Raw genomic sequence first — 21,480 nt, 5'->3', positions numbered from 1 at the left:
CGCCCAAACGCCGAGCGGCCTCATCATTCAATCACCTGAGCCTGATGTCGAGCCATCCCAGATCATTGACCTCGATCTGATCGCCGTCACCAATCAGGACGGTCGTCGTCTCAGCTTCCACAATTGCCGGACCTTCGATCCTGTTGCCTGGACGAAGTTGATCCGCCGCGAATACTTCTACTTCTCGCCATTCGCCGAAGAATGCCTTCCGACGTCCTTTTGGTTTGCAGGGCGCTACGGTCTTCCGCCCGCGCGCGACTTGTCCGACGCTCGGGACAGCGCCTATGGCAGCGACCCGCGCATTGACGAACACCGCTTCCTGATCCGGCGACGAGTAGGTGTACAGTTCTTCATGGCGACGATGGAATCGCTCCTCTATCCGATCCACGATGTTCTCCGAATTCCAATCGAGATCGTTTAGCGGGACGTCAATCTGGAAGATCTGCTCGCCGTAGCGCATCTCGGCGGAACGTTCGACAGCCACATCGCCGCCAAACCACGACTTCAGACGGCCCGTAGCTTCTCGTTCAAGGTCAGCGAAGATGGTCCTGACCTCCTGGGCCGTAATCCGTTGGCCGGCGCTGTAATGCGTACTGCTCACCTCGTACCTCAGATCGCTGGTCAACATCCCCCAGGCGGACAGTACCGAAGCCGCCGTCGGCACGATGACGCGCTTGATTTCAAGTTCGCGCGCAACTTCGGCCGCATGCAGGCCGGCAGCGCCGCCGAAGCTGAGCAGCGCGAAGCGGCGTGGGTCGACGCCGCGTCGCAGAGTCATCAGACGGATACCATCCGCCATGCGCAGATTGACCATTCGATAAATTCCTGCCGCCGCATCGTCCCGGGATAGCTCGAGCGCTTTCGCGAGCCGATCGACTGCCGCTTCTGCGGCGGCGCGATCGAGCGGCCGTTTTCCGCCCATGAACGCAGAGGCGTCCAGATATCCGAGAACAACATTGGCGTCTGTCACCGTCGGCTCGATACCTCCGTTGCCGTAGCACGCAGGCCCCGGCACGGACCCTGCGCTTTCTGGCCCGACGCGGAGCGTACCACCCGCGTCCAGAGTGGCAATCGAGCCTCCACCGGCGGCGATGCTCGCAATGTCGAGGCTCCTGAGCGCGATGCGTTGACCGGCAAGCCCTCCCTCGGCCGACAGCGACGCGCGTCCATCTGCAATCAGCGAGATGTCGGTGCTGGTCCCGCCCATGTCGAACGGCACAAGATCGGGAATTCCGAGCAGTTCCGCACAGCGCCGGGCCCCCGAGATGCCGCCGGCGGGGCCGGAAAGTACGGTGCCAGCAGCGAGCCGCGCGGCTTCCTCGAGTGGGGCCATCCCGCCATGCGAAAGAATGATGAAAAGGCTGCTGGCCAACCCTGCATCTTTCAGCCGGGCTTCCAGATTGGTCAGATAGCGCCGCACCACCGGAGCGACGTAGGCGTTCACGATCGTCGTTGAAACGCGTTCATACTCCTTGATCTGCGGCAACACATCGCTCGATCGAGAGACGTCGAGTTCCGGAAGTTCGCGCTTCAGTCGTTCGACGGTCGCAATTTCGTGCGCTGGATTACGATAGGCATGCAGGAAGCACACAGCCACGGAGCTTGCTCCGGCGGAGCGGATCGCCGAGATCGCCTCACCGAGGGAGTCTTGATCGAGTGGGATCAGCACTTCGCCGTCCGGCCTAACGCGCTCGCGTACACCGAAGCGCAGTTGGCGCGGCACCAGGGGAGACGGCGGTGCAATGCGGAGATTGTAGCGATCTTCCTTCAGACCCTCGCGCATTTCGATGACGTCACGATGGCCTTCCGTCGTGAGAAGCGCGACCCTTGCTCCCTTCCGCTCGAGCAATGCGTTCGTCGCGACCGTTGTCCCGTGCACCAGGCGGTCCGTCGCAGCGAGCATCTCCGCTCGCGGCATCTTCAGCCGGCTTGCGAGTTCCTCAAGTCCATTCATGACACCCAAAGACTGGTCTGCCGGCGTCGTCGGCGATTTTGCGAACACGGTGTTGCCGTCGCGGTCGATCGCGACGAGGTCGGTGTACGTACCGCCAACATCGATTCCGATGGTAAACATCTTCAGGCTATCCGTTAAATCGTTGTGAGTTTCGTCGTAAGGCCCTGCATCAGGTCGGCTTCGCGCGCTTGAGCTGACCGTTGACCAGGGGGGCCCCATCCTCCGCCACCCGAGGAGCGAACCTCGAAGCAGTCGCCGGGAAGGACTTCGATGCCGACCTCCTTCGTGCGCAGCACGCGCGGCGCCCGGCCTTGCGACACGAGGGTGTACTGATGTGGAAGCCCATCGCTGCCGCCGAGCATCCCGCATCCTCCATGCTTCGTGCCCTCGCCTGCCGTGTTCGCTCGCGCAGGCTTCGCCGTTTCCACGACGAGATCCAACGATACGCCCAGGCCGCCACGAAACTTGCCGTCTCCGCCGGAGTCCGGACGAAATTCGTGATGTCGGAAATAGAGCGGAAACCGGGCTTCGTCGACTTCGATGCTGCCGAATTTGATGCCCCCGACCGTATGCCACTCACCAATCGATGACCAACCATCGCCGGCCGACGACGCCCCTCCTCCGGGCCTGGCCTGAAACAAATGCCAGATAAAATTGCGTCCTGTCCGCGGATTCTCACCTTGGATGGCGATGCGGAATCTGCGGCTCCACCCGGCCATCGCACGATCGGGACACGACTGGGAAAGCGCCTTGACGATAGCTTCCACGATTTCATTCGAAGGATGGCTGGTGCACATCGTGACCGGACGGCCGGGATCTGCCCACACGATCGTGCCCTGTCTGGCAACGACCTTCAGCGGCCGAAGTGCGCCGGCATTCTTGGGAATATCCGCGTCGATGAGATAGGCAAAAGCCATGACGACCGCAGCCTGCATGTTGGCGTGCGACGAATTGACAAAGCTCGTCGACTGAGGATCCGACTCCGAAAGATCAATCTCGATGTCGGATCCCTTCTTGGTCACTTTCGCGGCGATCCTGATATCGCTTCGGCCATGACCATCGTCGTCGAGATACGCTTCACCATGGAACGTACCGTCCTGCCACGTCGATAGGACTGCCCGCGTCTGTTGTTCGGCGGCGTCGAGAATTGCCTCGACGGCCGCTTCGACGACCTGCCCACCAAATTCGTCGAGCAGCCGCCTGATCCGGCGTTCGCCGAGATGCGCCGCACCAATCATCGCAGCAAGATCTCCGCGGAAATCGCGAGGATTCCGCACGTTGAGTGCCAGCATGTCGAGCAGGTCGTCGCGAAGTTTGCCCGCTTCATAAAGACGGATCGGCGGTACCCGCAATCCTTCCTGCCAAATGTCGGTCGCACTCGGATTGTAGCCGCCGTGGGTGGCCCCGCCGATATCGCTCTGGTGTGCGCGCACGATGGTCCAGTACAGCCTCCGCTCCCCGTCGAAGACCGGCACGAACGCGGTCAGATCGGGCAAGTGACTGCCACCATGATAGGGGTCGTTGAGCAGCAGAACGTCGCCGGGCTTGATGTCCTTGAAGCGCTCCTCGATAGCAAGCGTCGCCCAGGACAGCGCGCCGACATGAACCGGAATATGATCGGCCTGCGCAATCAACCGCCCATTCACGTCGCAGATCCCCAGCGAGAAGTCACGGCTGGAGTTCAGGATCTGCGAGTAAGATGTACGCAGCATCGCCTCACCCATTTCGTTCACGATCGAACTCAGACGATGCTGGACAACGGAACGGGTGATAGGGTCAATCTTGGAGGTCATCGCAAGCCTGCTGGTAGGAATGAGGATCTCAATCCGGCGTCAGGTGAGCGCCGGTCGGAACAGTTCGCGGTACAAGGAGCCTGATCAGCCGAACGCGGCGACCTCCTCCAGGGACTCCGCAGCCGCCTTCACAATCGTATCGACGTCAGCATCGGTCATCGGCAACGACAGCGCCATCAGGCCATAGCTCGCGACGAAAATCCCGCGATTGAGCAACCCGGCGGTGAACACGGCCTGGCGCTTCGCTTCCATCTCGCTCAAGTAAGCTGAACGATAGTCCCGGACGTTGCGATCCGTAAAATGAATCTTGAGAAGCGAGCCCAATCCGACTGCGGTCCCGGCAACGCCAGTCTTGCGGAATGCCGCATTGATACCGTCGCGGACCGTGGTGCCGATCCCATCGAGGCGTGAATAGGCTGCTGTATCGAGCAGCTTCATCGCGGCAAGACCGGCACGCATGGTGACGGGATTGGCCGAGAACGTGCCACCGTGCGGGAGCGCCGGCTTGCCGGAAGATGGATCGAACACCGACATGAACTTCTTGCCGCCGGCGATTGCGCCGACCGGGAAGCCGCCGCCGATGATCTTGCCGAGCGTCGTCAGGTCCGGATCGATACCCCAAAGCCCTTGTGCACCCTCATAGCCGAGACGGAACGTGATGACTTCGTCGAATATAAGCAGCGCGCCGACCTCCCGCGTGACCTGACGGAGCGCTTCCACGTAGGCTCTGTCCGCCGGAACCAGACCAGCTCGGTTCGGCATCGGATCAACGAGTACACAAGCGAGTTCGGGACCATGCTCGCGGATCAAGCTCGCGGCCGCTTCGACGTCGTTGAACGGAATGGTCACGACGTCCGCGAGCACGTTGTCGGGCGTGCCTTTGGCATAGGCTACCGATACCGGGGTGTTGCCTCCCCAAGCCGCGGGTGTCGGGTCGAGGCTGACTTCAGCGTAGTCATAGGAGCCGTGATAAGCCCCCTCGCACTTGGCGATCTTCGGACGACCCGTGTAGGCGCGGGCAGCCTTCAGCGCCATCATCACCGCCTCCGTGCCCGAATTGCAGAAACGGACATGGTCTACCGATGGAAGCCTTGCTGCCAGCAATTCGGCGAGCTCGACTTCGGACTCCGTCGGCATGCCGAAGGCCGAGCCCAGCGCGAGCTGCTTGGTCGCCGCCTCGATCAATGCGGGATGAGCATGACCATGGATCAGAGACGTGAAGTTGTTGATGCAGTCGATATATTCATTGCCATCGACGTCCCGGACCCGGCAGCCGGCGCCTGAAGCTGCGTAGATCGGAAACGGCTTCATGTAGACTGTGGTGCGCGTATTGCCACCCGGCAGGCTCTTCAGCGCCCGCTGATAGAGATCTCGCGATTGAGAATGATTGGCGGGATACATCTTGCCTCCTTGATTCCGGGTTCAACGGCCCAGATAAGCTTCGCGCACGCGCGCATTGTGCTTGAGTTCGTCTGCTGGTCCTTCGAGCACAATGCGCCCTGTCTCCAGCACATAGGCGCGATCGGCGACCGAGAGCGCGAGCACCGTGTTCTGCTCCACGACCAGGATGGTCAGACCGGTCTCGCCAATGCACCTGACTTGTTCGTAAACCTCTTCGGCGAGCCGCGGCGCCAAGCCGAGCGATGGCTCGTCGAGCAACAGCAACTTGGGGCGAGCCATCAGAGCACGTCCGATCGCGAGCATTTGCTGCTCTCCTCCCGACAATGACCATCCCAGCTGTCGTCGGCGCTCCTTAAGGCGCGGAAACAATCCAAAGACGCGATCGAGATCGGCCGCAATCGACTGCCTCCAACGACGCCAGCTGACGGTCGCGAGGGTCAGGTTCTCCTCGACCGACAATCCGGGAAATATCCTTCGGCCTTCGGGCGCCTGCGCAATTCCAGCGGAAACGCGTTGATCGGTGGGCCATCCGGCGATCGAGCGCTCCTCGAATCTGATGTCTCCCGACGAGACCCGGTTAAGGCCGGAGATCGCATGTAGCAAGGTCGTCTTGCCGGCGCCATTGGCACCGATCAGTGCGACCGTTTCGCCGGATTCGACCTGGAGGGTCACTCCCTGCAGCGCCACGATATCGCCGTGCGCGACCACGAGATCGTTACACGACAGCATGAGCATATCCTTCGCCCAGATAAGCAGACAGCACGGCCGGATCTGCTTGAATCTCCGCTGGAGTTCCCTCGGCGATCTTGCAACCAAAATTGAGAACGAAGATGCGCTCGGCGAGCCGCATGACCATCCCCATATTGTGTTCGATCAACACCACGGCCAGTCCGTGCGCCGCCCGCAACTCCGCCAGGCGATCAATGAGTTGGTCGACCTCGCCGGAATTGAGGCCGGCCGCCGGCTCGTCCAGCAAGAGGACGTGCGGCCGGCAGGCCAACGCACGTGAGAGCTCCACCATTCGGCGCCGACCGTACGAGAGCGACCCAATGGCTTCGTGCGCCTCGTCCGCCAACCCCATTTGCTCGATGATCTCCATCGAAGCGTCGCGCAGACCAGATTCGCTCAGGTGGCCACGTATCGCTGCACCCGTCATCACGTTTTCCAGTACGCTGAGGCGCGCGAACACCCGCCCGTGCTGAAACGTACGGCCGAGGCCGGCACGAATGCGTTTGTTGGTGGCCATGCGCGTGATCGCCTGACCATCGAGAAACACCTGCCCTTCATCTGGCATCGCCAGGCCAGTCAGAACGTTCAACAGAGTGGATTTGCCGGCGCCGTTGGGCCCGATGACCGCGACGAACTGCCCCTTTTTGACGGTCAGATTCACGTCCGCCAACGCGGCCAGGCCGCCATAGCGCTTGTGAATGCTCCGTGCTTCCAAGGCATTCATGGCACTGTCTCCGGAGCACGAGAAGACGCGAAGGCCGGACGTCTCGCCGACCGGCGGCCCAGGCGTTGGCCGAGGCCAACGAGGCCTGTGGGCAGAAACACCAGAATGCCAAGCACCAGCAGGCCGAAGAAGAAGAGGTAGGCAGTACCGAGAAAGCGCAACCATTCCGGCAGAAACGTCAGCAGCACCGCTCCGAGGATAGCACCGACGATCGTCCCTTCCCCGCCGACGATCAACATGGCGAGGTACGTGATCGAATGCGCGTAGGTGAAATCCTCGGGCGCGACGAAGCGCACGTGCAGGGCGAACAGGCATCCGGCAACGGCGGCGCAGACGGCGGAAAGCACAAATGCTGCAATCTTGATCCGCGTCGTATCGATTCCGGTCATCTCGGACGCGATCTCATCATCGCACACAGCCATCATCTCGCGGCCGAGACGGGACTTGTGCAACGCGGCCGCCGCTGCGGCGATCAGCGCGAGGACTACAAGTGCAAGCCACAGGAATTGATGCTCCCCGGAGAAGCTGAGCGAGCCAAGCGCCAATCCCGGGATCCGCGCGATCCCGTTAGTCCCCCCTGTCATCGCAATCCAATTGGACGTCACGATATAGAACGACACGTTGAGGCCGAGCGTCGCCAACGCCAAGTAGTGCCCGCGCAAGCGAAGCAATGGGTACCCAATCAGGCCGGCAGAGACGGCTGTCGCCGCGATCGCCACCGGCGCAGCGAGCCACGGTGACCATCCGCAAGTGGTGGTTAGGATGGCCAAGCCATAGCCGCCCATGCCGACAAAGGCCGCATGGCCTAGCGAGATCAAACCGGCGTAGCCAAAGGCAAAGTTGAGCCCGATCACCGCTACTGCGGAGATCAGTGACAGGTTCAGCAAGCGAAGATGATATTCCGGCAAAGCGATACCGGACAGGCCGCCAAGCACAATGATCGCTGCGGCGATCTGCAGGGGAATACGTATCGCCATGCTGTCAGCCTCGATCCTGAATCTTCTCGCCGAACACGCCTTGCGGACGCACCAGCAAGAAAGCGATCATTATGCCGAACGAGATCAGGTCCTTGTACGCAGACGAGACGTAGGATGCGCCGAGGACCTCGGTCAGGCCAACGAACAGGCCGCCCACGATGGCCCCCGGCAGACTGCCAAAGCCGCCGATGATGGTGGCGGCGAACGCTTTCAATGCGATGGGGTCGCCCATATTGACGTCCGCGAACCACATTGGTCCGAGCATTAGTCCCGCCACCCCTGCGAGTACTGCCGCGAGGATCCACGATAACGCCAGCAGGCGGTTGACTTTAAGGCCCATCAACTTGGCGGCCTGCACATCCTGCGCGACGGCTCGCATCCCCACGCCAGCCGAGGTGCGGTTGAAGAGAAGCCATAATCCGGCGACCATCACGGCGGTCACAGCGACCACGCCAAGCGCGTGCGTGGAAATGATCGCGCCGCCAAGTGAGACCGCGCTGTCTTCGACGGGAGACGGCAGGCGGAACGGCCACGATCCAAAAGAGAGCAACGCAGCGTTCTGCATCGTGATGCTGATCGCGACGGTGCCGATGATGATCGTCACGATCGACCCACGTCGTAGAGGCAGGTAGACCGAGACAAAGAACAAGGCCCCGAACAGTGCCATGATGATTAGCGCCGCGCCATACGCAACTGGCCAGGGAAGCTGAGCGCTGATAAGCGTCGCAACGCCGGCGAACGTTCCGAACATGACGAATTGACCAGCCGCGAAATTGACCACTCCGGTAGCGGAGTAAACTATCACGAAGCCGATCGCGGCGAGCGCATAGACGCTGCCGATCGCCAGTCCGTTGACTAGAAGCTGGACGAAGTCCGCCATGACGTTCCTACACGATCCCGGTCTGCGGTCGGCGTGCCGAACCGCAGACCTCTTCCTTGCGAATGACTAGTTGAGCGTGACAGGCTGCACGAGCTCCAAGGTCTTGGTGCCCGGCTTCGCCTTCACGACAGCAAGGTCGCGTACGCCGTTGCCTTTGCTGTCGTACGAATAGACGTGCCCGATACCCTGCCAGCCCTTGACCGAGGACAGCCATTCGCGCAGCGCTTTCGGATCGGTCCCGACCTTGCGCATGCCGTCGGCCATCAGCATCGCGCCGTCATAGTACGCAAGCCCGTATGGATCTGGATCAACTCCGAACTTCGCCTTGAAGCGCTCTACGTAATCCTTCATCCGGCCACCGACACCGACATCCATGAAAGCATCGACCACCCCCCAGACACCCTCGAGATCTGCGGGGGAAAGAAGCTGTGTCGCCGCGGGTACCAGCGCAGCAGAGGACGTGACGAGCGGCATCTTGAAGCCGAGCTGCTTGGCCTGGCGAAGTACCAGCGCGCCATCTTGCGGATAGTTGAAGATCAAAATGGCATCCGCGCCCTTGTTACGCAGACTAAGGAGCTGCGCGGAGAAGTCCTTGTCGTTCTGACCATAGGCTTCCATGCCGGCGACCGAGACGCCTGCAGCCTCGAAGCGCTTGGCGGCCGTCTGCGCACCGCCCTGGCCGAAGTCGTTCTGGATATAGAGAATCCCGGGTTTCTTCGCCTTGATGACGTCGACCGCAGCCTTCACCATTCCTTCGGCCGAAACGCTGTCAGCGGGACGGATGCGAAACATCCATTCATTTCCGTTTTCAGCCACAACATCGGCACCGCCCGCATACATCGCAGGCACTTGCACTTTGCCAAGCTCGGGCGCGGTCGCAAGATTCTGCGTGGAGTAGCTCGACAGAAAGAAGAATGCGGGCTTGGTCTCCTGAGCCAGCTTTACGAATGCGTTGACCGCGGTGCCGTTGGACGCCTGCGTGTCCTCAAACACAATCTTGATCTGACGATCGTTGATGCCCCCTGCCTTGTTGATGTCCTCTTCGGCCATCGAAAGAGAATTCTGGTACTGCTTTCCCGTCAGCGAAAGCGGCCCCGTCATCGGCACAGTCGCGCCGATCAAGATGGGCCCACCCTGCTGCGCTTGAGCCGCACCGACCAACGGCAGCATTCCTGCTCCCATCATCAAACTGAGAAAGGCCTTCCGCGTGATCTTCATGTCGTCTCCTGGACTGAAATAACCTTGTCCATCACGCCCAATGGAGCTTCACGAGGCTTGACAGACGTTCCGTTTTCCGGAACATAATCCCGAATAACGAAACGGTAGACGGCCTCCTCGCCGGGTGTCAAGCCGTTCATTTTTGCTTGCGCCGCACAAAAATTGATCGGATCACATGCGCATGGATGACAATTCGCCCGGCCCGCTGGCTCGGTACATCGACGTGCTCGAATTGATTGCCGCCTTCCCCGGCGCGATCACGCTCGCCGACGTCTCATCGATCCTCGAACTCCCCAAAACAACCGCACATCGACTGCTGAAGGGGCTGGTTCGATCGGGACTGGCGGTCGAACGAGAAGCCGGACGTACCTACTCAGTCGGCGACAGGCTGACGCGCCTCCTGCATGCGAGCGCCGACGACGGCTGGTACGCATCGCTTGCCGGTCCCCATATTCATGCCTTGACGGAGGCGTCCACCGAGACTTGCTATCTCGCACGCCTGGTCGGGGCGCGCGTACTGGTAGCCGTTTCATATTCGCCCGATGTGAGGTGGCGCGGATATGTTCAGCCAGGAATCGAGATGCCCGTGAATGCAGCTGCGACGGGCAAGGCCATCATGGCATTTCAGAGCAAGGAGCTGGTCGCTGAAGCTCTCTCAAATGAGCTTCCTAAGCCGACCGTCAATTCACACACCAACCGAAAGTGGATTGAACAGGAGTTCGCAAAGGTCAGAAAACTGGGTTACGCTACCTGTGTCGGGGAGATCGACGAAGGGCTTGCAGCGCTCGCGGTCCCCATTGTGCTTTCAGATGGCTCAGTTCTGCAATCGGTCGGCATGACCGGGCCGCTTGAGCGTATCATGAACAAGCAGATGGAGGATCGACTTGCTGCTCTGCGGGACACTGCAGCGGCTCTCTCGAAGGCGCTCTCCCGAGGAATGGTTGTAAATAGTCGGCGTTGAGACGTCGCCATCGGCTCGAATTGGAGGGCAACGCGCTCGCCTGGCGCCAGTTGTCGGCTGCTGGCCCTTCGAGACCTTCGACCAACGTCGCTGAGGACATCTGCTCAACGACCTTTGTCGGACGTCACGGCCGCACGGGCGAGCCGAGGCGATTGACCCTTGACCGACTCCAGCCCTCCACGCCCTTGAAGCGATTGAACGGGGCGCCTGGCACTGGCCTCTTCCAGTGAAGTAGGTTTTCCCCAGCAAGCGCCTACACTAGAACATCACTCCGTTGCCCCGGCTCCCCATCGGGGACGAGACCGCCTTGCCGCGCTCCCGCCCAAACTCAGAGGTGCGACGATGGCCAACGAGTTTGACGAGTTGGTACGCTCAGCCGACCTGGATATGCACCGAGAGCCAGATGATGGCCATGTTCGGCTGGACCGATCCGAAAATGCCGGCGCCACTGCATCGCCCAGGCGAATCGAGAGAAGCTCGGCCTCGGCAGCATGGAGAAGATCGTCGCATTCGATCAGAGCCGGTCACACGACGACCTTTTGCGGGGACCGAAGCGAACAGTGTGCGAATGCCGGGCGGGAACAGAGTGATAACATCCCCGGGCAACACCCAAAAAGCTGAGTGATTTCAACGCCAATCGTGGATCTATGGTGCGCTCGGAGGGACTCGAACCCCCACGATTTTACTCACTGCCACCTCAAGGCAGCGCGTCTACCAGTTCCGCCACGAGCGCTTTGGGGATGCCGGCTTGAGGCTTGAGGGCCGGCCGGATCAACGGCGCCGATCTAACAAATCCATCAGAGGGGTACAAGCCTGCAAAGGCCCTGAATTCCACAAGCTTTGCAGGAAAGTTCCAGCCTTCTGCCCCGAATCGGCCTCGCTGGGTGGCCGGGGCCGCTAGCCGCCTGCCCAGCTGGTGCCAAACGCCTACCGGGTGCCCGCGGAGCGCGGCAGCATCTGCTTGACCTCGACCGCGATCCGGTTGCGATCGACCAGCACGACGCCGGAGGCGACCGGCAGATTGTTGGCAAGGACCTTGACCTCGTCGGCCTCGGTGGCATCCAGCTCGATGATGGCGCCGCGGGAAAGACGCAATACTTGATGGATCGGCATGGTGGTCGTCCCGAGGACGACCATGAGATCCACGGTGACTTTATCGAGAGTGGGCACTGTCAGGACCGCCGCGACTTGGGACTCTTCATTTGCGCCTGCGATCATCACCACGTTATGGTTAGCCAATGGTTAATTCGCCTGAAAACCCCCGCCAAAACCAGCGCCAAGAGCTCGATTTGACGTCGTTTTCCGCCGCAGGCGGCGAGCCCGTCGAATGGCTCATCTCGGATGCTCCGGTGCCCTATCCGGATGCCGTGGCCATCATGGAGGCCCGGGTCGCCGCGATCGCGGCGGGCGAGGCCCCGGAATTGGTCTGGCTGCTCGAACACCCCCCGCTCTACACCTCGGGCACCTCGGGCAAGCAATCAGACCTGCTGGATGCCCGCTTCCCGATCTTCGCGACCGGGCGTGGCGGGCAGCTCACCTATCATGGGCCTGGTCAGCGGGTGGCCTATGTCATGCTCGACCTCAAGCGCCGCCGGCCCGATGTCCGGGCCTATGTCGCGAGCCTGGAGGAATTGATCCTGCGGACGCTGGCTGCCTTCAACATTCGCGGCGAGCGGCGCGAGGACCGGGTTGGCGTCTGGGTCAGGCGCCCCGACAAGGGAGCCGATCACGAGGACAAGATCGCGGCGATCGGCGTCCGCCTGAAGCGTTGGGTGTCGTTCCACGGCATCGCGATCAATGTCGAGCCGGAGCTGTCGCACTTCGCCGGCATCGTGCCCTGCGGCGTTGCCGATCCCCGCTACGGCGTCACCTCGCTGGTCGATCTCGGCCAGCTCGTGACCATGGCCGATGTCGATATCGCACTCAGGCAGACGTTCGAAGAATTGTTCGGGCCAACTCGCGCGCTGCTGCCGGAAGCGGTCGCCTAGCGCTACCGCGTTCTGCGCGGAATCGGCTATACTTGATTCCGGCGTCGCCCGCGCCTCCCCCCTCCGCCGGGAAAGCAGACTTCATGTCGGGCGAATTGATCATCGGACCGACTGCTCGAGCGCTGGGCATAAGGAGGGATTGCGATCATGCTCGCAATGGGAGGTTCTCACGATGAGATTGTCTGCGCCGATCTATCATCTCAAGCGCAAGGCGAAGCGCCTGTCCCGCGAGGAAGGCATTCCACTCCACGACGCGCTTGACCGCGTCGCGACAACGGAAGGGTTTTCCGCCTGGAGCTTGCTGGCGGCGAAAGCCGCGGGCATGACGCCGGCCGGCAAGCTGTTTCCTCAGTTCCGGCCGGGCGAGCTGGTGCTGCTCGGTGCGCGACCCGGTCATGGCAAGACCCTGATGAGTCTCGAACTTGCGGTGGAGGCCATGAGGAAAGGTGGCCGCGCCGCGTTCTTCTCGCTCGAATACACCGAGAGAGACGTTCTGGACCGCTTGCGGGCGATCGGCGTGGAGCCAGCGCAGTTCGACAAATTGTTCGAGCTCGATTGCTCCGATGCGATCAGCGCCGATTACGTCGTCAAGCAGATGGCCCCCGCCCCGCGCGGCACATTCGTGGTGATCGACTATCTGCAACTGCTCGACCAGCGGCGGGAAAACCCCGACCTGACCGTTCAGGTGCGCGCGCTGAAATCGTTCGCACGCGACAAGGGGCTGATCGTCGTCTTTATCTCGCAGATCGACCGATCCTATGATCCCGCAGTCAAGTCCTGTCCTGATCTCAGCGATGTCCGCTTGCCGAACCCGCTGGACCTGAAGCTGTTCGACAAGACGTGCTTCATCAACAATTCAGAAGTCCAGTTCCGGGCTGCGAGCTGACGATCCCTTGCAACCGGTCGCGGGTGAGATTGCTCACCCGCGATCAGGCATCACGCCGCCTGCAGCGAAACCTCGAGCTTGCCGGCGATGTAGCGCCGCTCCTGGGTCAGGCCGCCAAAGCCGTAGGCATCGCCCTTGACCTCGTCGACATGCAGATAGGTCTCGGGATGCAGCGGGCCCAGGATCTCGGCCATGCGCTTGAACATCGCAGCGAGATAAGCCGCCTTCTCGTCCTTGGTGTTGGTGCCTTCGGTGACGTGGATGTCGATCCAGTAGCTTGCGAGCTTCTGCTCGGCGAGCGACTTGCCGCCCGCGAACCAGTCGCCCGCATCCACGGACTTCACGATGATGGCGGTGACCTTGGGATCCTTGTGCAGGATCTTTGCCGTGAGCTCGGAGACGGCATTGGCGACGTCGGCCTTCAGCGACGGCGACTGGCGAGACGTGGCGTAGGACACGGTGATCAGGGGCATGGACGTTCTCCTCAGGATGCCGCGCGGCGGTCTGCGCGGCGTTGGTGGGAAGCTAGACCTCCTCCGTTCATTTTGGTATCTTATCTCATCTGATATCAGTGATAACGAATTATAATGACGGCCACCCTCGACATCGCCACGGTCCGGGCCTTCCTGCTGGTCGCCGACCTCCAGAGCTTTACCCGTGCGGCCGAAGCGATCGGCACGACGCAGGCGGCTGTCAGCCTCAAGCTGCAACGCCTGGAGACGTTGGTCGGAAAACGCCTCGTCGAACGTTCGCCGCGCGCGGTTCGGCTCACGGCGGATGGTGCTACTTTCCTCGATCGCGCCCGCGCGCTCATGGACGCGCATGACCGTGCGCTCTCCGGCGAGGCTTCCGCCGCGCAGTCGCTTTCGCTCGGCATCTCCGACCATGCCGCGGGCCCTGAGCTGGTGCCGCTGCTCGAACGGCTGCACGCGATATCCGCGAATCTCACGCTCGCCGTCACCATCGGTTTCTCGCGCGAGATGCAGGACGCCTATGATGCGGGCGAGCTGGACGCGGTGATCGTCCGCCAGGAGGGCAGCCGCCGTGGCGGCGAGAAGCTGGCTGATGACGAGTTCGGCTGGTTCGCGTCACGGCGTTTCACGCTCCCGAAGGGCGAAGCACTGCCGCTGGCAACGCTCGCCCCGCCCTGTGGCGTCCGCGCCATCGCCGTGCGCGCGCTGGACAAGGCCGGCATCGCCTGGCGCGAGCGATTTGTCGGCGGCGGTGTCACGGCGGTGGTCGCCGCTGCGCTTGCCGGACTTGCAATTGCGCCGCTGGCGCGGCGGATCGCACCTCCGGGCTTGGTCGATCTCGGGCCGGCGCACAAGCTGCCGAGACTCGGCAGCTCGAAGGTGATGCTGCACTCGAAAGTCGGCGATCCCGCCAAGCTCGCGGCGCTGCGCGCGGTGGCTGCGACGTTCCGGAGCCTGGCGACGAGCTAGCGGCCACCGCGCCTGATCGCGGCGGCCTCTGTATACCGAGCGGGATATTGCCTAAAAATGTCCCATAGAATGGGAACAAATCTGCCATGTGCGGCGTTTGTCCCCGTCGAGGCGGGGTCCGGAATGTCCGAAAAGTTCAGTCAACAGAGAGACTTGTTCGAAAGCGAGCGCAGTTTCCGGCTGTTGGTTGAGGGAGTCGCCGACTACGCCCTCTACATGCTTGATCCCAAGGGGATCATCACCAGCTGGAACGTCGGCGGCGAACGCATCAAGGGCTATTCGCCCGAGGAGATTCTCGGCCAGCATTTCTCCCGCTTCTACACCGAGACCGACCGCGCCAATGGCAAGCCGGCGCGGGCGCTCGGTATTGCCCGGGAAAAGGGCCGATATGAGGAAGAAGGCTGGCGCGTCCGAAAGGACGGCACGTTCTTCTGGGCCAGCGTGGTGATCGACCCGATCTACGAGGGCGGCGCGCTGATCGGCTTCGCCAAGATCACGCGCGACATCACCGAGCGCCGCAACGCCCAGCTCAAGCTCGAGGCAATGCAGAAGCAGCTCGCCGAGTCGCAGAAATTCGATGCGCTCGGACAGCTCACCGGCGGGGTTGCCCACGACTTCAACAATCTTCTGATGATCATCAGCGGAAGCCTTCACATCCTGAAGAAGAGCGCCGCCAACGACCCCAAGCTCGAGCGCGCCATGTCCGCGATCGAGACCGCGACCAAACGCGGCGCCGCGCTGACGAACCAGCTCCTCACCTTCGCGCGGCGGCAGAGCGTCAACCCGCAGGCTATCGATTTCGCCGAACGCGTCGCGGCCATCCGCGAGGTGCTCGACGCCGGCGTGGGCAGTTCCGTGCGCCTCGCCTACGACATCGGCTCCGACACCTGGCCGATCAAGGCCGACGTCTCCGAGCTCGAGACTGCGCTGCTCAACCTCGTCATCAATGCCCGCGACGCGATGCCGGACGGTGGCACGGTGACGATCGGCGCGCGCAATATCGTGCTGAACGAACCTCCCCTCGCCGGCGACTTCGTCGCAATCGACGTCACAGATACCGGGCTCGGAATTCCCTCCGACGTTCTCGACAAGATCTTCGAGCCGTTCTTCACCACCAAGCCGATCGGAAAAGGCACCGGCCTCGGCCTTTCGCAGGTGCACGGCTTCGCTCATCAGGCCGGCGGCACGATAACGGTCGCAAGCGAGCTCGGAAAGGGCACGACATTCACCATCATCCTGCCGCGCGGCACAGTTGCGCCGTCGCGCGAGACATCGGGGACGCCTCTCCGCGGCAGCGGCACGGTGCTGCTGGTCGAGGACAATCCCGACGTCGCCCTGGTCAGCATCGGTCTTCTGGAGCAGCTCGGCTATCAAGTGCGCCGGGTCGCCGATGCCGAAGCGGCATTGCGCGAGATCGAGAGCAACGGCGTCGACTTCGTGTTCTCGGACATCGTCATGCCCGGCAAGATGGACGGGCTCGGCCTTGCCCATCGCCTCCGCCAGATCCGCCCCGGCCTGCCGATCCTGCTCGCCACCGGGTACAGCGAGGTCGCCGCCGGTGTGCGCGGCGATTTCCCGATCCTGCGCAAACCCTATGAGATCCATGAGCTGAGCGAGGCGATCGCCAAGCTGCCAAGGTGAAATTTCCCATCGAGTGCTTGGGCACCTCGGCCTCGACGTCGTCATGGCCGGGCAGGCCCGGGCCTGACGGTCTTCTCTGAAGCTACACCGTCGGCAGGACCGAGAACGTCTCCCCTGCCCGGCGCAGATTCAGCTCATCCGCGCTCGCGGTTTCACTGGTGACGCTGTCGACGCGCGAGGACGGCGGGCCGTGGCGGCAAAGCGCGACCATGTCGGCAACGTGGTTCGGCGCGCCGGCGAACAGCGCCTCCACGCTGCCGTCGCGACGGTTGCGGACCCAGCCTTCGAGGCCGCTCGCCGTCGCCTGATACTCGACCCAGGCCCGATAGCCGACGCCCTGCACGCGTCCGCGGATCATGACCTGAAGAATTGCCCGGCTCACTTGTTCAATCCGAGGACATCGGCGCTGCGCACCCTGGCCTCGCCCTCGCGCATGACACGGGCCATCAGCTCCGGCGATGCCAAGCCCTTGAGGCTTTTGGGCGCCGTGCCCTCGCGCAACGCCCTCTGCGTCTCGTAGACGGCCTGCGTCGCGGCGGCGATCGGCGCATGGCCCTGGAGCGCGATGCGTACGCGCTGGCTCGCAAGGTAGTCGAGCGCATTCAATTCGTCCGGCGCACCGCCGAGTACGATCGGCAGGCGCGTGACAGATGCGATGGCCTCGAGCTCGGCGCGCGACTTGATGCCGGTGAAGAACAACGCATCGACTCCGGCAGCCTCATAAGCCTTGGCGCGGCGAACGGCATCCTCGATCGAGGTGATCGCGGCAGCGCCCGTGCGGCCCATGATCACCAGCGACGGATCGCTGCGGCCGCCAAGCGCCGCCTTCATCTTGCCGACGCCTTCGTCGAGCGAGATCAGCTGCGTCTTCGTTTCGCCAAAGGCAGCCGGCAGCAGCGTGTCCTCGATAGTGAGGCCGGCGGCGCCCGCCATCTCCAGCTCCTGCACCGTGCGGCGCACGTTGAGCGCATTGCCGTAGCCGTGATCGGCATCGACCAGAACGGGGAGCGTTGCGGCACGCGACATCCGCCGCATCTGCTCGGCAAGCTCGGTGAGCGTGATCAGCGTGACATCGGGATCGCCGAGCACGGCGAGCGAGGCCACTGATCCCCCGAACATGCCGAGCGGAAACCCGAGGTCCTCCGCAATGCGGATCGAGATGGCGTCGTAGACCGAGCCGGGATGGACACAAGTTGCGCCCGACAGGATGGAGCGAAGTTTCTCGCGGCGGGAACGAAAGGCCATGGGTGCCCTCTCATTTGTAGCGACGCAGCCGCAACATACTCGGTCATTGCGAGCGCAGCGAAGCAATCCAGGATCTTTCCGCAGAGGCAGTCTGGATTGCTTCGCTGCGCTCGCAATGACGGTGTTCGTGGGGACGCTGAGATCCCGACGAAGACGCTTTACGCAAACTCCAGGATCAGCGCGTCCACCGCGAGTGTCGCGCCCGCGCTGGCGTGGATCTTCTTCACGGTGCCGTCCTGCTCGGCGCGCAGCACGTTCTGCATCTTCATGGCTTCGACCACCGCCAGCGTCTCGCCGGCCTTGACCTCCTGCCCTTCGGTCACCGCGATCGAGACCACGAGGCCGGGCATCGGACACAGCAGCTTCTTGCCGGTGTCGGAGGCCGTCGTCACCGGCATCAGCCGCGCGGAAGCCGCCTCGGCCTCGGTCCAGACATAGACCGGCACCTCGACACCCTGATGCGCGAGGCGGATGCCGTTGGCGATCGGACGCGCCTGCACCGCGACGAGGTGGCCGTCGATGGTGCCCTGCCAGACCGGATCGCCGGGCTTCCACGGTGACTGCAAGAGATGCGCATTGCCGGCCTTGCCGTCGGGATCGATGAAGCGGATCGCGATCGCCTCGCCCTCGCGCCCGACCTCGAGCAGGATCTCCTGGCGGTCGAGCCAGACCGAGCGGCGTCGCTCTCGCTGCACGATGCGGCCGCCCATCTGGCCCGAGATCTGCCGCTTGCGCTCACCGAGCACGTGATCGATGGCGGCGCCGACCGCGGCGATCCGCCGCGCGACCTCGCCTTCGGGCACGCGCACCGCAAAGCCCTTGGGGAATTCCTCGGCGATGAAGCCGGTCGAGAGCCGTCCCTCGCGCCAGCGCGGATGGTGCATCAGCGCCGACAGGAACGGGATGTTGTGCCTGATGCCGTCGACGTAGAAGGAATCCAGCGCAGTGGCCTGAGCCTCGATCGCAGCCGCGCGCGACGGCGCATGGGTGACGAGCTTGGCGATCATCGGATCGTAGTGGATCGAGATCTCGCCGCCCTCCTGCACGCCGGTGTCGTTGCGGATGGTGATGCCGTCCTTGCTGGCTTCCGCCGGCGGGCGATACTTCACGAGCCGCCCGATCGAGGGCAGGAAGTTGCGGAACGGGTCCTCGGCGTAGAGGCGGGACTCCACCGCCCAGCCCGTCAGCGTGACGTCCTTCTGCGCGATGGCGAGCTTCTCGCCGGCGGCGACGCGGATCATCTGCTCGACGAGGTCGATGCCGGTGACGAGTTCCGTGACGGGATGCTCGACCTGGAGGCGCGTGTTCATCTCCAGGAAGTAGAAGCTCTTGTCCTGCCCTGCCACGAACTCGACCGTGCCGGCGGAGTCGTAATTCACGGCCTTGGCCAGCGCGACCGCCTGCTCGCCCATCTTGCGGCGGGTGGCCTCGTCGAGCAGCGGCGACGGCGCTTCCTCGATGACCTTCTGGTTGCGGCGCTGGATCGAGCATTCGCGCTCGCCGAGATAGATCACGTTGCCGTGCTTGTCGCCCAGCACCTGGATCTCGATGTGGCGGGGATCGACGATGAACTTTTCGATGAAGACGCGGTCGTCGCCGAACGAGGCCTTCGCTTCCGCTTTTGCCAGCCCAAATCCCTCCTCGACCTCCTGGGTCGAGTAGGCGATCCGCATGCCCTTGCCGCCGCCGCCGGCGGAGGCCTTGATCATCACGGGATAGCCGATCGCATCGGCGATCTTGACCGCATGCTTGGCGTCTTGGATCACGCCGAGGAAGCCCGGCACGGTCGAGACGTCGGCATTCGCCGCCGCCTTCTTGGATTCGATCTTGTCGCCCATCGCGGCGATCGCGCCGGGGTTGGGGCCGACGAAGACGATACCGGCCGCCTCCAGCGCGCGCGGAAACGCCTCGCGCTCGGACAGGAAGCCGTAGCCGGGATGCACCGCCTCGGCGCCCGTCCTGCGGCAGGCCTCGACGATCTTCTCGATCACCAGATAGCTCTCGGCCGCAGCCGGCGGACCAATCAGCACCGCCTCGTCGGCCATCTCGACATGGAGGGCATCGCGGTCGGCTTCGGAATAGACCGCAACCGTTTGAATTCCCATCTTGCGGGCGGTCTTGATGACCCGGCAGGCGATTTCGCCGCGATTGGCGATCAGAATCCGTTTGAACATGCTTTTCTTGAGTCTCGACCTTGGGCGGGACCCGTCTCCTGGCCGTTGGGGCCTATGGGACGGGCCGTGTGGCTCCCGTGGTACATCAAAATGGGCCGGAGGCAACGGTCTAAATCCGGGGCCTCTGGCGTGCCAGCGCAAGACCGAAATGGGCCCCGGCGAGCCCTAGGGACGCCGTGCCGCTTCCCGGGGCTTCCCGGCCTTGGCCACGTCCCGGACCAGGCCGTGAATGAAGCCCAGCTTGCCAACCACAGCCGGCGACAGGATGAAGGGATAGAGGTCGCGCAGGCCCATGGCGCGGTTGACGCTGTTCATGGCGAAGGTGAAGGGCAGCCATGCGTTGACCAGCGCCTCGATATCCCTTGCCTCGTAGGGGTTGAAACGGATGCGCGCCGTCAACTCCCCGTCGCGGTCGACCCTGGGGCGCACCTCCATGCCGAACTCGGCGGCCATCTCCAGCGTGTCGACGATGTGGAGATAGTGCGCCCAGGTCTCGGCGAAGTCTTCCCACGGGTGTGTCGTGGCGTAGGCCGAGACGTAGCTCTGCCGCCAGTCCGGCGGCGGGCCTTCGGCATAGTGCCGCTGCAAGGCCTGACCGTAATCGACGGAATCGTCGCCGAACACGGCGCGACATTGGTCCAGCCTGCCGCCGTCCCGCACCAGCACGTCCCAGAAATAGTGTCCGACCTCGTGGCGGAAATGCCCGAGCGGCGTCCGGTAGGGCTCGCCCATTTCGAGCCTGCGCCGCTCGCGCTCGATGTCGTCCGCCTCCTTGAGCGCGATCGTGATCAGGCCGCTGTCGTGGCCCGTCATGACCTTCTGTCCGCTGTTCGGATCGTCGGCAAGGAAATTGAAGATCAGCCCATGCTCGGGATTGTCCTGCCGGGTCTGGAGCGGCAGCCTCCAGCGGATCAGGGCATAGAGTAGACGGTGCTTGGCCACCTCCAGCTCACGCCATCCAGCAAGCTGCGCCGGATCGGAGAGGTTCGGTACCGTCCCATTGTGGCGGCAGGCGCGGCAATAGCCGGTGGTATCGTCCGTGTCTGTCAGCCAGTTGCAGGCGTCGTACTCGGCATTCCGGCACAGCATCCGGCCTTCGCCGTTGTCGGCCAATGTCCGCCAGGCTTCTCCGTCGGGCTCGATCGCCGACATTGTCTCCTTCTCCGGCATGAAGGCGACACGATGGCCGCAGCGTTCGCAGGCACGATTCTCGAAATAGAGAACGTTGCCGCAGGCCTGACAGACGAAGAGCTTCAAGATTTAGCCTCTTTGGAAAGGGATTCTTATGAGCGAGTTGGCACCCCGCGAAGACGCCTCGATCAGCCGATCGTTCCAGTCTCCGGAACAAATTGCCAGACCAGACGTTGTCGCCGGGTCGTTCCTCGCGTTCAGGCACGCGCTCCCATTTTCCGATACTTTACCCTCTAAACAATGGTCATCACGCTCCGTCTGTGTGAATATCGGTTC

General features: G+C 62.9%; 19 protein-coding genes and 1 tRNA gene. 5 read left to right on the top strand and 15 right to left on the bottom strand.

Annotated features, from left to right (window positions below; translation table 11 throughout):
- Window positions 1-31: 31 nt before the first annotated feature.
- The 8 genes from AC1RQP_RS32235 to AC1RQP_RS32200 form a co-directional block, all read right to left on the bottom strand.
- Complete coding sequence (locus tag AC1RQP_RS32235) at window positions 32-2,074, bottom strand: hydantoinase/oxoprolinase family protein (protein ID WP_492940988.1); 2,043 nt, start codon at window positions 2,072-2,074, stop codon at window positions 32-34.
- Between the two features lie 14 nt (window positions 2,075-2,088).
- Window positions 2,089-3,747 (bottom strand): hydantoinase B/oxoprolinase family protein, encoded by a 1,659-nt coding sequence (locus AC1RQP_RS32230; RefSeq protein ID WP_492940986.1) that lies wholly within the window; start codon window positions 3,745-3,747, stop codon window positions 2,089-2,091.
- Window positions 3,748-3,831: 84 nt separating this feature from the next.
- Window positions 3,832-5,148, bottom strand: a complete 1,317-nt coding sequence (locus AC1RQP_RS32225) for an aspartate aminotransferase family protein (protein ID WP_492940984.1) — start codon at window positions 5,146-5,148, stop codon at window positions 3,832-3,834.
- 21 nt (window positions 5,149-5,169) lie between these two features.
- The gene (locus tag AC1RQP_RS32220) at window positions 5,170-5,877 is read right to left on the bottom strand and encodes an ABC transporter ATP-binding protein (RefSeq protein ID WP_492941159.1); all 708 of its coding nucleotides are present in this window, start codon (window positions 5,875-5,877) and stop codon (window positions 5,170-5,172) included.
- Window positions 5,864-6,601: an ABC transporter ATP-binding protein gene (locus tag AC1RQP_RS32215; protein ID WP_492940982.1), complete on the bottom strand. Its 738-nt coding sequence runs from the start codon at window positions 6,599-6,601 to the stop codon at window positions 5,864-5,866. The genes AC1RQP_RS32220 and AC1RQP_RS32215 overlap by 14 nt, the downstream gene beginning before the upstream one ends.
- Window positions 6,598-7,578: a branched-chain amino acid ABC transporter permease gene (locus tag AC1RQP_RS32210; protein ID WP_492940980.1), complete on the bottom strand. Its 981-nt coding sequence runs from the start codon at window positions 7,576-7,578 to the stop codon at window positions 6,598-6,600. Before AC1RQP_RS32210 ends, AC1RQP_RS32215 begins: the two co-directional genes overlap by 4 nt.
- Before the next feature lie 4 nt (window positions 7,579-7,582).
- Window positions 7,583-8,458 (bottom strand): branched-chain amino acid ABC transporter permease, encoded by an 876-nt coding sequence (locus AC1RQP_RS32205; protein ID WP_492940978.1) that lies wholly within the window; start codon window positions 8,456-8,458, stop codon window positions 7,583-7,585.
- A 66-nt stretch (window positions 8,459-8,524) separates the two neighbouring features.
- Window positions 8,525-9,676 carry an ABC transporter substrate-binding protein gene (locus tag AC1RQP_RS32200; RefSeq protein WP_492940976.1) on the bottom strand — a complete coding sequence of 384 codons (1,152 nt, stop codon included), beginning with the start codon at window positions 9,674-9,676 and terminating at the stop codon, window positions 8,525-8,527.
- 181 nt (window positions 9,677-9,857) lie between these two features.
- On the opposite strand from AC1RQP_RS32200, the gene AC1RQP_RS32195 reads away from it, so the two are divergent.
- Window positions 9,858-10,637 carry an IclR family transcriptional regulator gene (locus tag AC1RQP_RS32195; RefSeq protein WP_239624132.1) on the top strand — a complete coding sequence of 260 codons (780 nt, stop codon included), beginning with the start codon at window positions 9,858-9,860 and terminating at the stop codon, window positions 10,635-10,637.
- A 648-nt stretch (window positions 10,638-11,285) separates the two neighbouring features.
- Here the strand turns inward: AC1RQP_RS32195 and AC1RQP_RS32190 are convergent.
- Window positions 11,286-11,370 (bottom strand) — tRNA-Leu (locus tag AC1RQP_RS32190).
- 194 nt (window positions 11,371-11,564) lie between these two features.
- The gene (locus AC1RQP_RS32185; protein WP_028177375.1) at window positions 11,565-11,807 is read right to left on the bottom strand and encodes a FliM/FliN family flagellar motor switch protein; all 243 of its coding nucleotides are present in this window, start codon (window positions 11,805-11,807) and stop codon (window positions 11,565-11,567) included.
- A 68-nt stretch (window positions 11,808-11,875) separates the two neighbouring features.
- Here AC1RQP_RS32185 and lipB point away from each other — a divergent pair, with 68 nt between their 5' ends.
- Window positions 11,876-12,625, top strand: a complete 750-nt coding sequence (gene lipB, locus AC1RQP_RS32180; RefSeq protein WP_239624284.1) for a lipoyl(octanoyl) transferase LipB — start codon at window positions 11,876-11,878, stop codon at window positions 12,623-12,625.
- A gap of 172 nt (window positions 12,626-12,797) precedes the next feature.
- Complete coding sequence (locus AC1RQP_RS32175) at window positions 12,798-13,511, top strand: DNA helicase (protein ID WP_492940973.1); 714 nt, start codon at window positions 12,798-12,800, stop codon at window positions 13,509-13,511.
- Window positions 13,512-13,561: 50 nt separating this feature from the next.
- Here the strand turns inward: AC1RQP_RS32175 and AC1RQP_RS32170 are convergent, their stop codons facing one another.
- The gene (locus AC1RQP_RS32170) at window positions 13,562-13,984 is read right to left on the bottom strand and encodes a tautomerase family protein (RefSeq protein ID WP_492940971.1); all 423 of its coding nucleotides are present in this window, start codon (window positions 13,982-13,984) and stop codon (window positions 13,562-13,564) included.
- A 114-nt stretch (window positions 13,985-14,098) separates the two neighbouring features.
- Between AC1RQP_RS32170 and AC1RQP_RS32165 the strand changes: the two genes are divergently transcribed.
- Both AC1RQP_RS32165 and AC1RQP_RS32160 read left to right on the top strand, forming a co-directional pair.
- Complete coding sequence (locus AC1RQP_RS32165; protein ID WP_492940969.1) at window positions 14,099-14,953, top strand: LysR substrate-binding domain-containing protein; 855 nt, start codon at window positions 14,099-14,101, stop codon at window positions 14,951-14,953.
- A gap of 123 nt (window positions 14,954-15,076) precedes the next feature.
- Window positions 15,077-16,594, top strand: coding sequence for a PAS domain-containing sensor histidine kinase (locus tag AC1RQP_RS32160; RefSeq protein ID WP_492940967.1), 1,518 nt, complete (start codon window positions 15,077-15,079; stop codon window positions 16,592-16,594).
- A gap of 82 nt (window positions 16,595-16,676) precedes the next feature.
- Here AC1RQP_RS32160 and AC1RQP_RS32155 read toward each other — a convergent pair whose 3' ends face one another.
- The 4 genes from AC1RQP_RS32155 to AC1RQP_RS32140 form a co-directional block, all read right to left on the bottom strand.
- Entirely contained in the window at window positions 16,677-16,976 is a 300-nt protein-coding gene (locus AC1RQP_RS32155) for an acylphosphatase (protein ID WP_239624292.1), read from the bottom strand.
- Complete coding sequence (locus AC1RQP_RS32150; RefSeq protein WP_492940965.1) at window positions 16,973-17,839, bottom strand: isocitrate lyase/PEP mutase family protein; 867 nt, start codon at window positions 17,837-17,839, stop codon at window positions 16,973-16,975. The genes AC1RQP_RS32155 and AC1RQP_RS32150 overlap by 4 nt, the downstream gene beginning before the upstream one ends.
- 158 nt (window positions 17,840-17,997) lie before the next feature.
- The gene (locus AC1RQP_RS32145) at window positions 17,998-20,013 is read right to left on the bottom strand and encodes an acetyl-CoA carboxylase biotin carboxylase subunit (protein WP_239624296.1); all 2,016 of its coding nucleotides are present in this window, start codon (window positions 20,011-20,013) and stop codon (window positions 17,998-18,000) included.
- Between the two features lie 165 nt (window positions 20,014-20,178).
- Complete coding sequence (locus tag AC1RQP_RS32140; protein WP_239624297.1) at window positions 20,179-21,270, bottom strand: zinc-binding metallopeptidase family protein; 1,092 nt, start codon at window positions 21,268-21,270, stop codon at window positions 20,179-20,181.
- Window positions 21,271-21,480 lie beyond the last annotated feature (210 nt).

The organism is Bradyrhizobium sp. GW821-FHT13H06, from assembly GCF_058803975.1.
The sequence above is the reverse complement of the archived record's forward strand: the minus strand, read 5'-3'. Positions and strand labels throughout refer to the sequence as shown.

Coding starts and splice junctions, on each gene's coding strand:
- AC1RQP_RS32215 (WP_492940982.1), bottom strand. CDS start 6,601: ATGAATGCCTTGGAAGCACGGAGCATTCACAAGCGCTATGGCGGCCTG.
- AC1RQP_RS32175 (WP_492940973.1), top strand. CDS start 12,798: ATGAGATTGTCTGCGCCGATCTATCATCTCAAGCGCAAGGCGAAGCGC.
- AC1RQP_RS32200 (WP_492940976.1), bottom strand. CDS start 9,676: ATGAAGATCACGCGGAAGGCCTTTCTCAGTTTGATGATGGGAGCAGGA.
- AC1RQP_RS32195 (WP_239624132.1), top strand. CDS start 9,858: ATGGATGACAATTCGCCCGGCCCGCTGGCTCGGTACATCGACGTGCTC.
- AC1RQP_RS32235 (WP_492940988.1), bottom strand. CDS start 2,074: ATGTTTACCATCGGAATCGATGTTGGCGGTACGTACACCGACCTCGTC.
- AC1RQP_RS32210 (WP_492940980.1), bottom strand. CDS start 7,578: ATGGCGATACGTATTCCCCTGCAGATCGCCGCAGCGATCATTGTGCTT.
- AC1RQP_RS32160 (WP_492940967.1), top strand. CDS start 15,077: ATGTCCGAAAAGTTCAGTCAACAGAGAGACTTGTTCGAAAGCGAGCGC.
- AC1RQP_RS32150 (WP_492940965.1), bottom strand. CDS start 17,839: ATGGCCTTTCGTTCCCGCCGCGAGAAACTTCGCTCCATCCTGTCGGGC.
- lipB (WP_239624284.1), top strand. CDS start 11,876: ATGGTTAATTCGCCTGAAAACCCCCGCCAAAACCAGCGCCAAGAGCTC.
- AC1RQP_RS32225 (WP_492940984.1), bottom strand. CDS start 5,148: ATGTATCCCGCCAATCATTCTCAATCGCGAGATCTCTATCAGCGGGCG.
- AC1RQP_RS32230 (WP_492940986.1), bottom strand. CDS start 3,747: ATGACCTCCAAGATTGACCCTATCACCCGTTCCGTTGTCCAGCATCGT.
- AC1RQP_RS32220 (WP_492941159.1), bottom strand. CDS start 5,877: ATGCTGTCGTGTAACGATCTCGTGGTCGCGCACGGCGATATCGTGGCG.
- AC1RQP_RS32170 (WP_492940971.1), bottom strand. CDS start 13,984: ATGCCCCTGATCACCGTGTCCTACGCCACGTCTCGCCAGTCGCCGTCG.
- AC1RQP_RS32205 (WP_492940978.1), bottom strand. CDS start 8,458: ATGGCGGACTTCGTCCAGCTTCTAGTCAACGGACTGGCGATCGGCAGC.
- AC1RQP_RS32165 (WP_492940969.1), top strand. CDS start 14,099: ATGACGGCCACCCTCGACATCGCCACGGTCCGGGCCTTCCTGCTGGTC.
- AC1RQP_RS32145 (WP_239624296.1), bottom strand. CDS start 20,013: ATGTTCAAACGGATTCTGATCGCCAATCGCGGCGAAATCGCCTGCCGG.